Source organism: Bacillus badius NBRC 15713 (genome assembly GCF_001591605.1).
Lineage (GTDB): Bacteria > Bacillota > Bacilli > Bacillales > Domibacillaceae > Pseudobacillus > Pseudobacillus badius.
In genome coordinates, this window is the sequence record NZ_BCVF01000022.1 from 17,700 (window position 1) to 35,636 (window position 17,937).

The 17,937-nt window shown below is 45.8% G+C and carries 12 protein-coding genes; 6 read left to right on the plus strand and 6 right to left on the minus strand.

The window, feature by feature from the left end:
- The first annotated feature begins 8 nt into the window (after window positions 1–8).
- The 4 genes from BBA02S_RS11960 to BBA02S_RS11975 all read left to right on the plus strand — a co-directional run bounded on the left by BBA02S_RS11960 (window position 9) and on the right by BBA02S_RS11975 (window position 7,178).
- Window positions 9–1,970 (plus strand): hydantoinase B/oxoprolinase family protein, encoded by a 1,962-nt coding sequence (locus tag BBA02S_RS11960; RefSeq protein ID WP_041095133.1) that lies wholly within the window; start codon window positions 9–11, stop codon window positions 1,968–1,970.
- Window positions 1,971–2,106: 136 nt separating this feature from the next.
- On the plus strand, window positions 2,107–3,063 hold the full coding sequence (locus BBA02S_RS11965; protein ID WP_041113752.1) for a DMT family transporter: 957 nt from the start codon (window positions 2,107–2,109) through the stop codon (window positions 3,061–3,063).
- A gap of 53 nt (window positions 3,064–3,116) precedes the next feature.
- Window positions 3,117–5,129: a penicillin-binding transpeptidase domain-containing protein gene (locus BBA02S_RS11970; RefSeq protein WP_041113751.1), complete on the plus strand. Its 2,013-nt coding sequence runs from the start codon at window positions 3,117–3,119 to the stop codon at window positions 5,127–5,129.
- 183 nt (window positions 5,130–5,312) lie between these two features.
- A complete protein-coding gene (locus BBA02S_RS11975) occupies window positions 5,313–7,178 on the plus strand; it encodes a C40 family peptidase (protein ID WP_052477304.1) in 1,866 nt (621 codons plus the stop codon).
- A gap of 115 nt (window positions 7,179–7,293) precedes the next feature.
- On the opposite strand, the gene BBA02S_RS11980 is transcribed toward BBA02S_RS11975, so the two are convergent.
- Window positions 7,294–8,343: a hypothetical protein gene (locus BBA02S_RS11980; protein WP_041095126.1), complete on the minus strand. Its 1,050-nt coding sequence runs from the start codon at window positions 8,341–8,343 to the stop codon at window positions 7,294–7,296.
- A gap of 11 nt (window positions 8,344–8,354) precedes the next feature.
- Window positions 8,355–9,800, minus strand: a complete 1,446-nt coding sequence (locus BBA02S_RS11985) for an MBOAT family O-acyltransferase (RefSeq protein WP_041095120.1) — start codon at window positions 9,798–9,800, stop codon at window positions 8,355–8,357.
- A 331-nt stretch (window positions 9,801–10,131) separates the two neighbouring features.
- On the opposite strand from BBA02S_RS11985, the gene BBA02S_RS11990 reads away from it, so the two are divergent.
- Entirely contained in the window at window positions 10,132–11,325 is a 1,194-nt protein-coding gene (locus BBA02S_RS11990) for a phosphodiester glycosidase family protein (RefSeq protein ID WP_041113750.1), read from the plus strand.
- A gap of 95 nt (window positions 11,326–11,420) precedes the next feature.
- On the opposite strand, the gene BBA02S_RS11995 is transcribed toward BBA02S_RS11990, so the two are convergent.
- Together BBA02S_RS11995 and secA2 are read right to left on the minus strand one after the other, a co-directional pair.
- On the minus strand, window positions 11,421–12,323 hold the full coding sequence (locus BBA02S_RS11995; RefSeq protein ID WP_041113749.1) for an accessory Sec system S-layer assembly protein: 903 nt from the start codon (window positions 12,321–12,323) through the stop codon (window positions 11,421–11,423).
- Window positions 12,324–12,325: 2 nt separating this feature from the next.
- A complete protein-coding gene (secA2, locus tag BBA02S_RS12000; protein WP_041095115.1) occupies window positions 12,326–14,683 on the minus strand; it encodes an accessory Sec system translocase SecA2 in 2,358 nt (785 codons plus the stop codon).
- Between the two features lie 364 nt (window positions 14,684–15,047).
- Here secA2 and BBA02S_RS12005 point away from each other — a divergent pair, with 364 nt between their 5' ends.
- A complete protein-coding gene (locus BBA02S_RS12005; protein WP_041095113.1) occupies window positions 15,048–16,097 on the plus strand; it encodes a glycosyltransferase family 4 protein in 1,050 nt (349 codons plus the stop codon).
- 83 nt (window positions 16,098–16,180) lie between these two features.
- Here the strand turns inward: BBA02S_RS12005 and BBA02S_RS12010 are convergent, their stop codons facing one another.
- Together BBA02S_RS12010 and BBA02S_RS12015 are read right to left on the minus strand one after the other, a co-directional pair.
- Window positions 16,181–17,161, minus strand: coding sequence for an LCP family protein (locus BBA02S_RS12010; protein WP_041095112.1), 981 nt, complete (start codon window positions 17,159–17,161; stop codon window positions 16,181–16,183).
- A gap of 132 nt (window positions 17,162–17,293) precedes the next feature.
- Window positions 17,294–17,935, minus strand: coding sequence for a YigZ family protein (locus BBA02S_RS12015; RefSeq protein ID WP_041095111.1), 642 nt, complete (start codon window positions 17,933–17,935; stop codon window positions 17,294–17,296).
- Window positions 17,936–17,937: the final 2 nt, after the last annotated feature.

Sequence of the window (17,937 nt, forward strand, 5' to 3'; positions counted from 1 at the left end):
GTGGAAGCATGAGCAAAGTATTCGAAAGTCAGTTAGATCCTGTTACATTTGAGGTTTTAAAAAATGGTTTTGTCAATTTAGTCGACCAGATGTCCGAGCAAGTCTTAAGAACGTGTTATTCGTTCGTTATTTATAACCGTGATTTCAGTGCGGCTTTATGTGATGCCGAGGGCAATACTATCATGCAGGGAACACAGGATATTTCCGTTCACGTGGGCACGCTTCATTTGACAGCTAAAGCGGTGATTGAAGATTTCGGTGACGATATTCATCCGGGAGATGTTTTTATTGTCAATGATCCGTATCGCGGCGGCACGCACTTTAACGATACCCGTGTGATTCGGCCTGTATTTTATGAAGATAAACTCATTGCTTTCATGCAGCTGAACGGCCACTGGGCAGACATGGGCGGCTCTGTGCCGGGGTCTTTTGATATTACGTCCAAAGACCATTACGGGGAAGGGGTCAGAATTCCGCCTCTGCGCATTTGGAGAAAGGGAGAATATTTGCATGACGTGGCGAACGTGCTTGTTTCCAACATGAGACTGCCGGAAGAGCGCCTTGGAGATTTGCGTTCTCAGACAGAAGCGACAAAAACGGGCGAGACGCAGCTTCTGGCGCTTGTTGAAAAGTACGGATTAGATACTATTTTAACTGCTTTTGCTGAGGTGCAGGATTACGTAGAACGCCTCGCGAGGGCGAAGGTGGCCGCTCTTCCTGACGGCGAGTGGGAAACAACTGACTATATTGATATGGACCCGGAAGCAGGAGACGGGCTTATTCCGATTAAAGTCAAAATGACAATTAAAGGCGATGAAATTTTTTATGATTTAGCGGGTTCTCATGATTATATCGGCTGTTTCTTAAACTCAGCCTTTGGCTCTTCCTTATCAGCCGCTTATGCAGGCACGAAAACCTTTTTCCCGGACATTCCGCTTAACTCCGGCTTTTACCGGGTCGTGCATGTAGATTTGCCGGAAAATTCAGTGGTCAATGCCGCTTGGCCGGTTGCGGTTACAGGCTTTTGCTCCGGCGCATATGAAAAAATCATGAATGCTTGCTTTGAACTATGGTCTCATGTGATGCCGGAGCGTGCCCTTGCTTGCTCTTTCAACTTAGAGTATTTATTGATTGGCGGCTGGGATAAACGTCAAGGCTACGACAATTACTTTATGTGGTATGACTGGATGGCAGGCGGACATGGAGGCCGTGATAAGCGTGATGGAGCGAATGCCCTTTCCCCGGTATTTGGCGTCGGCCTAAGCATTCAGCCTTGCGAGGGACAGGAGCGGCTTTCTCCAGTGATCACAACGAAACACGAAATCGTGACAGACTCTGCGGGTCCAGGTCAATTCCGCGGCGGCTGCGGGGTGGAAAAAGGCGGAATGTTAACAGAGGCAAACGATACAGTAATGTCGTATTGCTGTGACCGCTCCCGTTCAGTAACATGGGGAATCTTTGGCGGGCTTCCGTCCACTCCGCACGGTGCTTGGCTAAATAAAGATAAAGAAGACGGCCGGTTCTTAGGCGCCATCTTCTCAAACGTCAAGCTGAAGAAAGGAGACACATTCACGAGACCGTCCGCTGGAGGAGGCGGGCTTGGCGATCCGCTTGAGCGTGATCCAAAGGCAGTTCTTGAAGATGTCATTGATGAGTATGTTTCTATTGAACGGGCGAAAAAAGACTACGGCGTCGTGATTCGGGAGATTGATAGAGAAATTGATTTGTTCGAGATTGATGAGGAAGCAACAAAGACAGAAAGGGAGCTCATCCGCCATTCACGCGCCGGCTGGCTGGAGGAAGACACGGACAGTATTTTTGCCAAATATCGCAATGGAGAAATTGATCAATTGGATTTGATTCGCAGATATGGTGTCATTATTGACTTGGCAACAGGAACAGTGCTTGAAAAGACAACAGCACAAAATCGCGAAATGCTCAAAAAGCGCTCACTTGCGTACTGGGCATAATCAACCAAGCAGCGGGAGCCCCGCTGCTTTTCTTTGTTTAAATGATTACTTTCTGAAAATTTTTCATTGCGTGCCAAATAACAGGTGCGTTATAGTGAGGGCACAAACGTTTGATGATCATTGGGGGATAGGCTGAATGAGACCGATTATACTAGGCGTGCTTTCTGCTTTTTTCTTTGCTTTTACATTTGTCCTGAATCGGCTGATGGAAGCAGAAGGAGGCAACTGGATGTGGAGTGCTTCTTTGCGTTATTTATTTATGATTCCGTTGCTTGCAGTTATTGTCGGCAGCCGCAAAGGCATGCGGCCGTTGTTGATGGAGATGAAAAGAAATCCATTTGCCTGGCTGCTTTGGAGCACTGTCGGCTTTGGGCTTTTTTATGCGCCGCTCTGTTTTGCGGCGGCTTACGGTCCGGGCTGGCTGATTGCCGGAACGTGGCAAGTAACGATTATTTCGGGGTCACTGCTTGTCCCGTTTTTTTACATAACAATACAGACACCAAGCGGCCCTAAGAGAATGAGAGGGAAAATTCCCTATAAGGGTCTTGCCATGTCGCTTATTATCTTAGCCGGAGTTGCTCTTATGCAGGCAGCACATGCGCGGCAGCTGTCGTTGCAGGCTGCGCTGCTCTGTATCCTGCCGATTATAGCCGCCTCTTTTGCTTATCCGCTCGGGAACCGTAAAATGATGGAGGTGTGCGCTGACCGTCTTGATGCTTATCAGCGTGTACTTGGAATGACGCTGGCGAGCTTGCCGTTTTGGCTGATTCTTTCGGTGACGGCGGTCTTCACAGTCGGCTGGCCGAGCAAAGGCCAAGTTGTCCAATCTAGCCTTGTGGCTCTTTTTTCCGGTGTGTTCGCCACGGTGCTGTTTTTTGCGGCAACCGATCTGGTGAGAGGAAATATGAATAAATTGGGCGCAGTAGAGGCCACCCAGTCTTTAGAGGTATTGTTTGCGGTAGCCGGCGAGATGGTGCTGCTCGCCGCGCCTCTGCCTGCCCCTGTATCTATCGCCGGCATGGTGCTGATTATTGTGGGCATGGTGCTGCACAGTTACATTTCTCATGTTAAGCAATTCACGCCAGGCACTTAAGTGTCTGGTATTTTATTTGCTATAATATAGGAAGAAAGCACGGAGGTGGAAGGATGAGGAATTATTTATTGTTAACCGGTCTGCTGATTTTGCTCCTCGGCTTGGGCGGCTGCAACAAAATGGCGTCACCGGAAGAGAGGCTGAATGAGTATGCGAAGCTATGGAGTGATCAGGAATTCGCGGAGATGTATAAAAGTTATGTCGCTCCCTCTAATAAAGAGCAGGTGAAGCAGGAGGACTATGTCGATCGTTACCAAACGATCTATAAAAGTCTGGACGTGAAAAAAATAAAAGTCACCCCGCTCCAAACAGAGGAGAAGGATTGGGAAGGAAAAAAAGCGGTTCTGCCAATCAAAGTGGAAATGGACACAAGTGCCGGTCCTGTTTCTTTCAAAAAGAAGGCGGTTTTGAAAAAGGAAGAAAAAGAGAAGGAAGAAGCTTGGTTTGTCGACTGGGATGTTTCATATATTTTTCCTGACATGGAGGATGGCGATAAAATCCGCATTGAAACCATTAAAGGAAACCGCGGCGAGATCGTTGACCGCAACGGCAGCTCCTTAGCCGTCAACGGCCAGGGCTATTCAGCCGGTGTCAAGGCTGGAGACATAGACAACGATGCCGCAGCAAAAGGCAAGGTAGCGGCTTTGCTCGGTATAACACCTGAATTTATCGATAAGCAATTGCAGCAAAGCTGGGTGCGTCCCGGATATTTTGTCCCTTTGAAAAAGGTATCTGCTTATGATAACGAAAAGCTTCAGCAGCTTCGGGCTATCCCGGGGTTTGAAACACAGGAAATTACCATGAGACAATACCCATACAAAGAAGCGCTTGGTCACTTAACGGGCTATATCGGAGACATTAATGGCGAGGAATTGAAAAAGCTAAAATCAAAAGGATACAGCGATCAGGATCAAATCGGCAAACGGGGGCTCGAACAGCTATTGGAGGAGAAGCTTCGCGCCCGCAACGGCAAGAAAATTTACATTGAAAAGGCTAAGGGTGAACCAGTAACCATTGCAGAAAAAGCGGCTAAAGATGGGGAAAACGTAAAGGTAGCCATCAATGCGGAATTGCAGAAAACCATTTACGAAGAGCTGAAAGGCAAGCCGGGAACAGCAGCAGCCATCGATCCGAAAACCGGTCAAGTACTGGCGCTGGCCAGCTCTCCCGCGTTTGATCCGAACGAATTTGCTCTTGGGGTGTCAGCCAATCGTTATCAGGAGCTTGAGAAGAATCCAGCCCAGCCGCTATTAAACCGTTTTGCCGCCACTTATTCGCCTGGTTCAACGATCAAGCCGATCACTGCCGCCGTTGCCATAAAGGCGAACACACTTGATCCAGCGAAGGAACGGCCGATTACAGGTCTCCATTGGAAAAAGGATGCTTCGTGGGGCAATTACTCGGTTACGCGTGTGAAGGATCCGGGCGAGCCGGTGAATCTTCAGAAAGCACTTATCTATTCTGACAACATTTATTTTGCGCAAACAGCTCTTGAGACAGGCAGGGAAAAAATGGCCGATGGTTTAAAGTCGTTTGGTTATGGAGAAAAGATTCCCTTCGCTTACCCGATCCGGGCTTCTCAAGTTTCGAACAGCGGAACACTTGATAAGGAAATTTTGCTGAGTGATACGGGTTACGGACAGGGAGAAGTTCTGTCCAGCATGCTTCATCTTTCATCCGTTTACAGTGCTATTGTCAACGACGGCAACATGATGAAGCCGCAGCTTTACGCTGAAGCCCAGCCGGAAGTGTGGAAAAAGAATCTTCTTTCTAAAGCATCGGCTGATTTGTTAAAGCAGGACCTGCGTCTTGTCGTTCAAAAGGGAACGGCTAAATCGGCCGATACGCCGGGGCTTGCGCTTGCGGGCAAGACAGGCACGGCCGAGTTAAAGCTGGAAAAGGGAACAAAAGGAAAAGAAAATGGTCTGTTTGTCGCTTATGACCAGCAGCAGCCAAGCTTTGTATTGGCGCTTATGGTCGAAGGAGCAGAAGGGGCAGGAGGAAGCAAGGCCGCTATTGCCGCCAGCAAACAAATTTTTTCTAAATGGAAAGAAATCAGCTCATAAATGAAAAAGCCGCCAGAAAAAGCGAGGATTCCCGTTTTTTCGGCGGCTTTTTTGGGTATGGGAAAAGGGGATTTGCTCCTTTTGTAGAAGTAAATTGTAAGAAGTTGACCGTTGGAAATTAAAAATGGTGAGAAATAGCCGATATAAAAAAAAACGGATCTTTCCGGTGATAAGGGGTTCGAGATGAAAAAAAGTATATTTACGCTATCAACCGCAGCTTTTTTTTCCACCGGGGCGGCTACACTTGTTCATGCAGCTGAACAGCATGTTGTTAAACCAGGTGAAACATTAGACAGTATTGCTAAACAGTATGAAATAGACGTCAGCACATTGAAAGCATTAAACAATTTAGAAAATGACGCTCTCCAAGTAAATCAGACCTTAACGGTAGCCAGCTATTCTTCCGGGGCTTCCGAAAGCACGCACATTGTTCAAGCTGGCGAGACGATTCACGCCATTGCTCAGCTGTACCAGATGCCCGAAACAGAATTAAAGCAATTGAATCAGTTGGAAAACAATACAATTTATGCAGGGCAAAAACTAAAGGTGAGCGGAAACAAGGCTGTCCATCAGGCTGCTGCCGTTCAGCGTCCTCTCCCAGAAGCAGAATTACATACACAAGCAGCCAAGCCAGCTATCGAAGCAGAAGTTAAAGAGCTGCCTGTGACAGGAACATACATAGTACAGCGAGGGGATACACTGGGAGCTATTGCAAGAGCTTATCAGATGGAGCCAGCCCAGCTTCGGCAATTAAACGGACTTGAAAATGACTCTATTTATGCTGGACAAACATTGAAGATAAGCAGCCAAACGGCTGCTGAAAATGAACCGCCGGCGCTGTCTGCAAGGATCGCTTCTGCTGGTACTTATACAATAAAGAGCGGCGATTCGCTTGGTGCCATTGCAAAAGCGCATAATATGACAGTTGCTGAGCTGCAGAAGCTGAATGGACTGACGTCCCATATAATTTATGCAGGCCAAACACTCAAGGTGAAGGGCAAACCGGCGGCAGCGAAGCCCTCACAGCCAAAACCGAAACCATCGGTGACGCCATCGCCATCTTCTGGCGGTTATACAGTCAAAAGCGGTGATTCGTTAAGTCTTATTGCCAAAAGACATCAAATGAGCGTGACGGAATTAAAGCAGCTTAATCAATTGGCATCAGACCTTATATTTATTGGCCAAAAGCTAAAGGTGAGCGGCAAGCCGGGAACGAGCAAGCCGACACCGTCTCAGCCGAAACCGAAGCCGCCGGCCGCGCCATCGCCATCTTCCGGCAGTTATACGGTCAAAAGCGGCGACTCGTTAAGTCTCATTGCCCAAAAGCATCAAATGAGCTTAGCAGAGTTAAAGCAGCTCAATCAATTAACGTCTGATATGATATTTATTGGCCAGAATCTCAAGGTGGGCGGCAAGCCAGGAGCGAGCAAGCCGACACCGTCCCAGCCGAAACCGAAGCCGCCGGTGACGCCATCTCCGTCCTCCGGCAATTATACGGTCAAAAGCGGTGATTCGCTAAGCCTCATCGCCCAAAAGCATCAAATGAGTTTAGCCGAATTAAAAAGGCTGAATCAATTAACGTCTGATATGATATTTGCCGGCCAGATCTTAAAGGTCAGCGGCGGAGGATCAGGGACGGGCACGCCTCCTTCCGGCAAGCCAGGCTCTTCTGGCGGCGGGGCGTTTTCCGTGGCGTCATTGATTGCAGAGGCTAAGAAGCATCTCGGCACTCCATATGTATGGGGCGGTGTTCAGCCCTCCGGCTTTGATTGCAGCGGCTTCATTTACTATGTATTTAATAAAGCCGGCAAGAGCATCCCGCGCACCAATACGGAAGGCTACTACAGCCGTTCCTACTATGTCGATAAGCCGCAGGTAGGCGACTTGGTATTCTTTGTAAATACGTATAAAAAAGGCATTTCCCATATGGGCATCTATATTGGCGGCAACCAGTTCATCCAGGCGAGCTCTTCACAAGGAATTACCATCACGAGTCTGGATAACAGTTACTTTAAGCAGCGGTTTGACAGCTTTAAGCGCTTTTACTAACAGGCAGTTTTTCTTCATTCCCGATCAGCAAGTGTTGCCCTGAACGGGAATAGTCGAAAAGGCGGCTATACAAAAAATGGCACCGTCCCTGATCAGGACGGCGCCGTTTTTTTTGTTATGGAGCCAGTTGCTTTGCCAACTGCTCAACTTCTTTAAGGTGTGAATCAATCGTGGCGTCGGTTACATAAACACCGAATGCACTGTTTGGTACATGGGGGCCCTTCAAGATACGGGCGGCAATTTGGTCGCCAACATGCGGATAGAAATGATGGCCGTCAAAATAGTTGTTCAGATCCAGCGTGACTTTATTGGGATACATGAAATTATAGACTCCGCCAAATACGGAAGTAATGTCACGCAGCCAGCGTTCGTAATCATCCAGCTGCCCTTCCTCTATCAGCGTTTGGAACAGACGGGCGGAAATCGGTGTTGTAAAAACAATCAATTCGACATCCGGATGCCGCTGCTTAAAAAGCAGCAAGTATTCTTTGTACCTTGGATTATATTGATAGTTTCTTCCGTAAAACTCATCCCGGAACCGCTCGATTTTTTCCTCTGTATTTTCCAGCCTCTCTGCTGCGTTTGTTTTTTTGGCATAGGCGATATTATGGCGATCATAGACGCGCAGCTCGCTCACTTCGTTGTTTTTTGACATTTGAAAGTTTTGAAGAGCGTATTTAAACAGGTCCAAAGAGATCAAGTTTCTGGCTCGATAAAAACGCTGCTGCACCTTTTCCTCATAATTTCTCAAAGAAACAGGCTGCTCGCTTTCCTGAATGCTGGATTTAAAAAAATCCATACCGATAATGACTCGTTTAATTTTCTGCGTGCTTTGTTTCTCTGCAAATTGCAAGAACGTATCATATTCACGAATGGACATGTTATTCACAGAGTAATTATAAGCCTTCATGCCTCGAAAGCGGTTTTGATTAATGTATGCTGTTCGGCTGCTGCCAAGAATGATCGTATCATAGGAAAAGTCTTGAAAATAGACGCGGTTTGTTTTTTGCTCCCGTTCATCAACCGATATTTGATGATCATTATACGAGTGGTTATGGCCATACGTCCAATAAGGGTCGATATAAAAGTTAAAGGCGGCTATTCCGCTCAAAATCAAGATGACCGGAAGAAAGAAAATAACAATAAATTGCTTAGCTTGTTTCATGACGATCCACCTTAAAAATTAAAATAAAGGAATGCAGTTACTTGCTGGAGCTGCATGACAGAATAGAGAAAAAGAACAGAGGCATATAATGCAACCGTCTTTCTTGGTTCAAATTCATCTCTCCATTGAATAGAGTTTTTGGCAAAGAGAACGATCAGCAAACCGCCAGCAATGTACAGCAATACTTCTGCAAAAGAACTGCCGAGACTAAAGTTGAATAGCACAGGACTGCCAAGCGGGATATGTAAAGCTTCAATGACTTCTTTAGGCAAGTAGATGCCGTTCAATCCGGTCATGCTCTTGAGAACATGAAGAGCCGTGGCGAAATCAGGAGACCGGAAAAAGACCCATGCCAGATTAACAAAGTTAAATGTAATAAACCAGGCAAGCCATTTATTCATCGAGTACCCGGCGCGTTTCCAGGCACGGGCAATGACACTCGCTATTCCATGCATCATGCCCCAAGCGATAAAGGTCCACCCTGCTCCATGCCAAACCCCGCTAATAAAGAAGATGATTAAAATGTTGATATAGGTCCGGGCCGTTCCTTTGCGGCTGCCGCCGAGCGGGATATAAATATACTGGGTCAAAAAAGTATTTAAAGTAATATGCCACCTTCTCCAAAAATCCTGAATATCCAGTGCCTTATAAGGCGAAAAGAAGTTTTTTGGCAAATGAATATTGAACAACAACCCGGCGCCGATGGCCATATCGGAATAGCCGCTAAAGTCAAAATACAGCTGGAATGTATAAGAAAGAGCTGTCATCCAGCCGTCCACAAATGTTAATTGTTCGGCCATTGCATAGCCTCTGTTCGCCCAGATGGCGAACGAATCAGCGATGACCACTTTTTTGAACAAGCCCATACTGAATATGAGCAGCCCAAGAGCAAAGTTTTGCGGATTCAGCCGTCGGTTTTCTTTTTGGCGGAATTGCTCCATGACCTGGCGGTGGTGAACAATGGGCCCGGCGATTAACTGCGGGAAAAAGGTAACAAACAAACAATAGTCTAATACATTATATCCTTTCGTTTCACCGCGATAGGAGTCTACCAAATAACCTATTTGCTGAAAGGTATAAAACGAGATGGCCAGCGGCAACAGCAGGTTCTTTAACGGAATAGATTCATTAAATAAGAAATTGATATTTTCTGCGAAAAAATCATAGTATTTAAAATAGCCGAGCAGGCCCACGTTAAATAATATACCAGCCGTTAAAATCCACTTTTTTCTGTCAGTGAAATACTCTTTGCCAAGGGCTGTGCCGACAAGAAAATTGATGACGAGCGAAGCAAGAATCAACGGCAAATAGCTGGGGTTCCACCATCCATAGAAAAACAGGGACCCAGCAAGCAGCCAAGCTTTAGCAAGGGTGAAGCTCCACTGGTTCAGCAAAAAATAGATAAGCAAAACGATAGGAAGAAATAAAAAAATAAATTCAAACGAATTAAAAATCAAGTGGATCTCCTCCAAAAAACAACGGAAAATAATGGCGAACTAATCATACTACAATGAATAAATGAACACAACGGCAGGGCCTGTCCTCTTTTCAAGATATTATATCCATTAAATGAAAATATTTCTTGTGAAAACGAAGAGTTATGGTACAATAAAAGTATAGTTTTCTGTTTTGTAATTTGACAATAATGAAGTGGCAACGGTTGGATGGCCCGAAAGCATCTGCTCTTAATGAGCAGATGCTTTTTTCTTTTTGGAAGAAATAAGCCAAAATAGATATATAGTTTGGTATAATTATACTGTTTTTACAAAAAAGAGGGGGATTTTGATTTTGCGCCAAAGAAAAACAGGGACGCTTCTGTTAATGCTTGTCCTGATGCTGGCTTTTCCGACGGAGGGCTTAGCAAAAACAACAGCATTAAGCAATGGGGTGAACTGGAGACATATCTATACGAAAGTGAATGGGAAGGATCAGTCGATCGATATTATGGCCGTGGATTTAACAAAGAGGGGGCATAGCATTTCTTATCATTTGCCCATGCCCTATTATCGTCTGAATAAAGCATCTGCCCTGTCTAACCGTCAAATGCCGCCAGGGCAAAGACAGCTTGGGGCCATCAATGCCTCGTTTTTTCACTTTAATACAAGGGAACCGGCCTATTTACTTGCTAAAGAACATCGTCTGGATAACCTTGGAGTGGTATCCAATAAAAATACCGATTATATGTATGTGCCGGCTGCGTTTGGTGTAAGAAAGGACGGCAAGGCAATGATTGACCGTTTTCACTTAACGGTGACAGCAAAGGCCGGAGAGACCAGCCTTCCGATAACAGGCTATAATGAATCCCGTGAGAAGGATGAGTTAATCTTCTATACAAGAAGCATGAAGTTTAATAATACGAGAACGAATCCGCACGGCTATGAGGTCACTGTTGATGGATTGGATCAGCCGCTCGACCCGGGAGCCAAGTTTGGCCAGGCAGTTACGGGAAAAGTTACTTCTATTAGAGACTATGGTGAGCAGTCCAGCTCCATTATTCCGAAAAACGGCTTTGTCTTATCAGGGCAAGGAGAGAAGACGGAGGTTTTAAAATCATTAAAACGCGGCGACTCTGTGTCAGTGACTATTCAGCTGGAAGAGAAGTGGCGGGGGAGCCAGTTCATGCTCGCCAGCGGCCCGCTGCTTGTCCAAAAAGGAAAAGTCTCCATGACCATGGCAGCAACAAGCCCCAATGCGCGGATAAGAGCCCCGCGGTCTGCTGTCATGGTTGACCGTTCAGGCAAAAAAGTATTTTTCGTTACTATCGATGGCCGCCAAAAAGGGCGGACAGGAATGACGTTGCTTGAATTTGCTGCCTATTTAAAAAGCCTGGGAGGCTATCAGGCACTGAACTTAGACGGCGGAGGATCAACAACGTTAACAGGCCGGGCTATGGGCTCCAGTAAAGCAAAAGTATTAAACAGGCCGTCAGATGGCCGGGAACGAACGGTTTCGGCTATTTTAGAGGTGTTTCAAGCGAAATAAGAGCGTTCCGGGAATTCCCGGAACGCTCTTTTCTTTCGGAATGGAAAGCAGGCTTGCGCATAAACAGCTTGATCATTCTCTCAAGCTAGCTTTACTTAATTGCTTTTAACTTGTACGCTCCATCTTGACAGATCCGGAGTTTCTTTTTTTAATAGCTCTTTAGGAAAGATAAAGGACCATGGCTTCGTTGTGTTTGCCTTAATTTCTAAGCTTCCAAAGTTAAATTGCCCTTCAGCAATCACCGCTCTTTCGCTGTCGAGTACTTGCAGGGGAAGCTGTTCAATGTTGATCAGCTTATCATAACCGTTACGGATGAGCACAGTGACATGGAACTTTCCATCTTCAGCTACCTGTGCCTGCAATCCGGTAAAGTTCAATTCATTTTTTCCGGGAGCACCAAGGTCTTTGACGATTTGCTCCAGTTTTTCTTTTTCCCCTTCCGGCAAGGCTTCCTCCCAGGATTCAGCCAGATCGAGCCGATGCTCCTTTGAGGTCAAGTCAAATGCCAGTGTCCAGTTTTCTTTTTCCAGCTCCACTTGCTGGTCAATAGAAGCAGGCGGGAAGATGAATGTCCATGGACGGCTGCTCTTAGCGGGAATCTCGCCTAATTCTGCCAAATGAAAATCGTGTCTAGCTTTCACTTCATTTTTTTCATTGATTAATAGAAGCGAAACATCGCCAAGTTGAATGCCCTTATCCACGGAATTGCGCACAAAAGCGGAAACGGCCAGTCCTTGAGGCTGCTCTTCCCATTCAATGCCTGATAGCGACAATTGGTTCGCTTTCAAAGGAGGAAGCTCATTGTTCAAAAAGCGCAGCACGTACATTTGCTCTTTGGGAACGTTGGAGGAGGGATGAAGGGAAAGCTCCGTCTCTACTTCCTCCGAAGATTCCGCTGCGTCGCTGCCGGTTAGCTCACTTGAAGCAACAGCGCTTTCACGCCCGTCATTTTTCAGTTGATCTGAATCACGTTTTTTGCTTTTAAAAAATGAAAACATAGTTATTCCAACTCCTTATTGTTTAATTCCTTGATCAGACGGCCAAAGTGAATGGCGATCTCTTTTTGGAGCTGATGATGCATATCTGAAAATAGCTGCAGACCCTCACGCGCATAAATCCTCATCGGGTCCTCCTGCTGATAATAGCGAAGGCCGATTCCTTCCTTTAAACGGGTCATGTTTTCCAAATGCTCGACCCAGAGCCGATCAATCGCAGATAAAATAATTTGTTTAATATAGTCATCCCAATCCGGCTCATAAGCAGCGGTTAATTCCTCAGTATAAGCAGCGATGGCCTGTTCGGTCAGCTCTTCCATTTCTTTTCTGCTTATTACTTCTTCGGGTAAATAGACGGGGCGGCCGCCAAGCAAAGCGCTCAGGCTCCCGGCAAGCTGATCTACCTGCCATTCATCTGTTGGCTCGTCAGCAGGGCAGAGCCGGTCTATTTCATTGCGTGCTGCTTCCTGCATAATCCCCAGAAAACGGTCAAAGTGCTTATCCAGGTCGACGGCTTGATTGCGCAAGCCGAATATAATGCCGCGCTGCTCATTAATAACGTCATCGAGCTTTAAGTTATACTCCCGCATGGAGAAGTTGGCGCCCTCTACGATACGTTGAACCCGGTCCACAAACTCCGGCATTTTTTTGTTTAAGACGATCCCATCTTTATCTGTCCGCAATTTTTTTGATAGTTTTTCCAATTCTTCCTTGGCAAAGCGGCGGAACATCGTATCTTCCAAAGAGATAAAGAATTGGCTTGCTCCCGGGTCGCCTTGACGGCCGGAGCGGCCTTTCAGCTGGTTGTCGATTCGGCGGCTTTCGTGGCGCTCCGTCCCTAATACAAAGAGTCCGCCCAGCTCGGCTACGCCGTCACCAAGAAGAATATCGGTGCCGCGGCCCGCCATATTCGTGGCAATCGTTATATGATCTTTCTGGCCGGAACGAGAAATCAGCTCCACCTCTTGCTCGACACTTTTCGCATTCAGCAGCTCAAATGATAAGCCTGCTTCTTTAAAGTAATCCGCTACTTTTTCTGATTGCAGGATAGATGTAGTGCCCACAAGAACCGGCTGTCCGGTCGCATGCCGTTTTTTTACTTCTTCTGTGACTGCTTTATATTTAGCTTCCTCTGTTGCATAAATATTATCCGGCATATCTACCCGCTGTTTAGGGCGGTTTGTCGGAATTTGCACGACTTGCATGTTGTAAACCTGCTGGAATTCCTTTTCCTCGGTTTTCGCCGTGCCGGTCATGCCGGAGAGGTGCGGGTACATCCGGAAGTAATTTTGGATTGTAATGGAAGCTTGCGTTTTATTTTCATCCGTAATTTCCAGACCTTCCTTCGCTTCAATGGCCTGGTGGAGCCCGTCACTTAGAGTCCGTCCTTCCATCGTCCGTCCAGTGAACATGTCAACAAGTAACACCTTTCCGTCTTTGACAATATAATCAACATCTCTTTCAAACATCACATGGGCACGGACTGCCTGGATCATGTAGTGGTACAAGGTTTGGTGCTCCAGCTCATATAGATTGTCGACGCCAAAGGCTTTTTCTACTTTTTCGATTCCTTGTTCCGTGAGACTGACGGCTTTTGTTTCGTCATCAAGATGATAATCTTCATCTTGAACGAAGCGGCTGGCTACACGGGCCCCAATCACATGAAGATCCGCGCTTGCAGGCATCTTGCCGGCAATAATGAGAGGGGTTTTTGCTTCATCGATCAGGACACTGTCCACTTCATCGATAATGGCAAAGTGATAAGGGCGCTGTACACGCTGGGAAGGATGCCACACCATGTTATCGCGCAAATAATCGAATCCAAATTCGGTTCCGACCCCATATGTAATATCCGCCTGGTAGGCTTTTTGCTTTTCTTCCGGGTCCATCATAGGCAAATTCAAACCGACGGTCAGACCGAGAAATTCATGGAGCGGGCCGATCGTTTCGCAGTCACGGCTGGCCAGATAGTCATTCACTGTGATGACGTGAACACCTTTTCCTTCCAAGGCCCGCAAGTAACTCGGCAAAGAAGCGACAAGTGTTTTTCCTTCACCTGTTGCCATTTCAGCAATATTTGCTTCTGTCAGCACCATTCCGCCAATCAGCTGCACGTCATAATGACGCATGCCGAGTACCCGTTTGGATGCTTCACGGACAACAGCGAACGCTTCGGCTTGAATATCGTTCACCGTGTCGCCCTGTGCCAGTCTTTCTTTGAACACGATCGTCATATGAGCTAATTCTTCATCTGACATCTTTTCAAAGCTGGCTTCTAACGCATTAATCTTTTCTACTTCTTTGTAATATTTCTTTAAACGCTGATCGTTTGAATCGCCCAGCTTTTTAAAAAACGAAATCATATATCTGTACGCTCCCTCGGAGAAATTTCAATTAAACGCAGGTGGGATAATCAGTCATTATTTTATTTTACCAAAAGAAGAAACGGATGACTAATATATCTAGATTATTGTAAAAATGAAGAAAAAATTGCATAAAAAGACAGAAAACAAGAGGTTTGGACAATATCTAGGACCGGGAAAAGAAAAACAGCAGACTTTCACTCATTTTTCATGGAAGTTGCTTTAAAATGCCATTATAATATTGAGGTGAAATGAATTTATGAGGAAAGATAAAGTAAGCAGGTAATCAGTCGGCTGCTGTTGTTGCATGCTACTAAATACAGAAGCGTAACGTTTGTTTTTCTATAGCTGAAGGAGGTACTTCATGGTTTCCCTGGTTTTTGTGATCTGTGTGCTGGCATCACTTGCCATTACGCCGCTCGTAAAAAAAATGGCCATTGCCATTGGTGCGGTGGATAAGCCTAATTATCGGAAGGTTCATGAAAAGGTGATGCCCCGAATGGGCGGCTTGGCAATATTTATCAGCTTTATGATTGGTCTGCTTCTTTTGAAGCCGCAATCGCCATTTAATTTGGCGATCGTGATCGGCGGCGTCATTATTATTATAACCGGTGTGCTCGATGACCGGTTTGAGTTATCGGCGAAAGCAAAACTCGGCGGCCAGCTGCTGGCTGCTCTTGTAGTTGTTTTATATGGCGGGGTAAAGATGGAGTTCATTACCTTGCCGTTTGGCGGTGAAATGGAATTTGGATTTTTGAGCGTGCCGCTGACGATTTTGTGGATTGTCGGCATTACTAATGCGATCAACTTAATTGACGGACTGGACGGCTTGGCAGCCGGTGTGTCATCTATTGCCCTTGTGACGATCAGCTTGATGGCTTTTATGAAGGGTGACGTCTATGTGATGAGTATGGCTTTGCTTGTGCTAGGGAGCACACTTGGCTTTTTGCGTTATAATTTTCACCCGGCCAAGATTTTTATGGGGGATACAGGCGCCTTGTTTCTCGGTTATATTATTGCTGTTCTGTCGTTGCTTGGCTTTAAAAACATCACCGTCATTTCATTAATCATTCCCATCATTATTTTAGGTGTTCCGATTTCTGATACATTCTTCGCGATTGTTCGAAGAAAGGTCAATAAACAGCCGTTGTCAGCACCGGATAAATCGCATCTCCATCATTGTTTGCTGCGTATGGGATATACTCACAGGCAGACAGTTATTATCATTTACGCCCTTGCCTCCATGTTTGGCCTGGCAGCGGTCATTTTCTCCATGGCCACTATTTGGGGAGCGTTCATTATGGTGGCGGTTCTTGCCGTTGCGATTGAATTATTTGTTGAAAGCATTGGTCTTGTTCATGCAAATTATAAACCGCTCCTTAACTTTATGCGTGTCCGCATCAAAAGAAACTAAAGAAGCTGCCGGATTATTCCGGCAGCTTCTTGGCTTCCAGGTTAGTGCCTGACATCGTTCTTGGGTGCTAACCTGTTTTTTCATTAATCCACTTCAAGATGACGGGACAATTTGCGTTTAATGACCTCGAGATCTTCTTCATCCAGGCGGTAAATATAAGCGCCATTCTTCATTTCGTCATCTTCACCTTGTAAAGTAAGTGATTCAAATTCCATGTTTCCTGATTTTCCATAGTTAATGAGGGACTTCATTTCACTAAATGTCATGTTGGTTGTCATATTAGAGCCAACTGCTTCCAAAATTTCATCATACTTGGTAATAGAGTTGAAAGAAGTAGCTTTTTTTATAACCGCCTCCAATAGCTGCTGCTGACGCTTGCCGCGCTCAATATCGCTGTCATAGTGGCGCGTCCGTGCAACGGCTAAGGCTTCTTCGCCGTTTAATTCTTGAACGCCTGGTTCAAGCTTGATGGCGTTGTGACGGTCGTTAGAGTCTTTTTCTGATAACTTGTAAGGCACATTGAACTTAATGCCGCCCAATGCATCGACTACGTCCATGAAAGCATAGAAATTCATGCGAACATAATAGTCAACGGGAATGTCTAATAATTCTTCCACTGTATCAATGGTTGCCTTTGGTCCTCCATAGGCATGGGCGTGGTTGATTTTTGTTTTATAGCCCACCTTTGGAATGTAGGCATAAGAATCACGAGGGATGCTGAGCAGCTTAATGGACTTGTCCTTTACGTTTAAAGTAGCCAGCATTAAAGCATCTGAACGGGCTTTATCCTCCTTGGTGCGCACGTCACTTTCATCAATTCCAATGAACAAAATGGAAATGTTATCGTTCAGCGGGTGAACTTCGGCATCGCGCAAAGCGGACTTTTTGCGGCCGTCATCCATATAAGAGCCTGTAAAGATCGTTTCTGCTTTTTTGTATAGGAAGGCACCGTAACCGGCAGCTGTAAATGTAAGAAACACAATCGGCAATAGAATAAGAAAGGCAATACGGCGCTTGCGCTTTTGCCTCCTGCGCTTTTGTAGACGCTGTCTATCTGATGACATATAGTTTAACTCCTTCAAAATAGAGTAATCCGGCGAGAATTATAAATGTTCATAATTCTTCAAAGACCAAACTACATTTTACTATGAAATGCAGCAGGCGTAAATTTAATTTTTGGCACATTCTTTAATATTCTACGAAGGATCGACAATTTTCTCCTGGTAAAGCTGTTTTCCTTCTGTTATCACAGCTTGCCCATTGGTCAATTCTGTGATCCAGGCAGTAAATGCCTCTTTTTGGCTTTCTTCAACAAATGTCTCCACAGTGACTGTATCAAGATAATGAATGTCTTTGATTTCATAAATAGAAGAGCGCAGTTCATTTTCCACTTTCCCAAGCCAAGTATAGTCAATAGAGGCGTTCATGACCTGCATAAGCCGGCGTTCCGCCACTTTCGCAGCGTTAATTCCTTCAGAAGCAGACTTTCCGTAGGCGCGGATTAAGCCGCCTGTGCCAAGTTTAATTCCGCCGAAGTAGCGGGTGACAACGACAACAGTATCTTTTAAGCCGCGTTTCTTTAATACTTCAAGGATGGGAAGGCCGGCTGTTCCGCTCGGCTCGCCGTCATCGTTTGCTTTTTGGATATGATCCGTTTCGCCGATCATATAAGCAGAACAATTATGGGTAGCGTTCCAGTTTTTCTTCTTAATTTCAGCGATAAATGCCTGCGCTTGTTCTTCCGTTTCTGCCCGATTGACATAGGCGATGAAACGGGATTTTTGGATGGTGATTTCTTCTTCACCATACCCCTTAACTGTGTAATAAAGCGGGAGCAAGG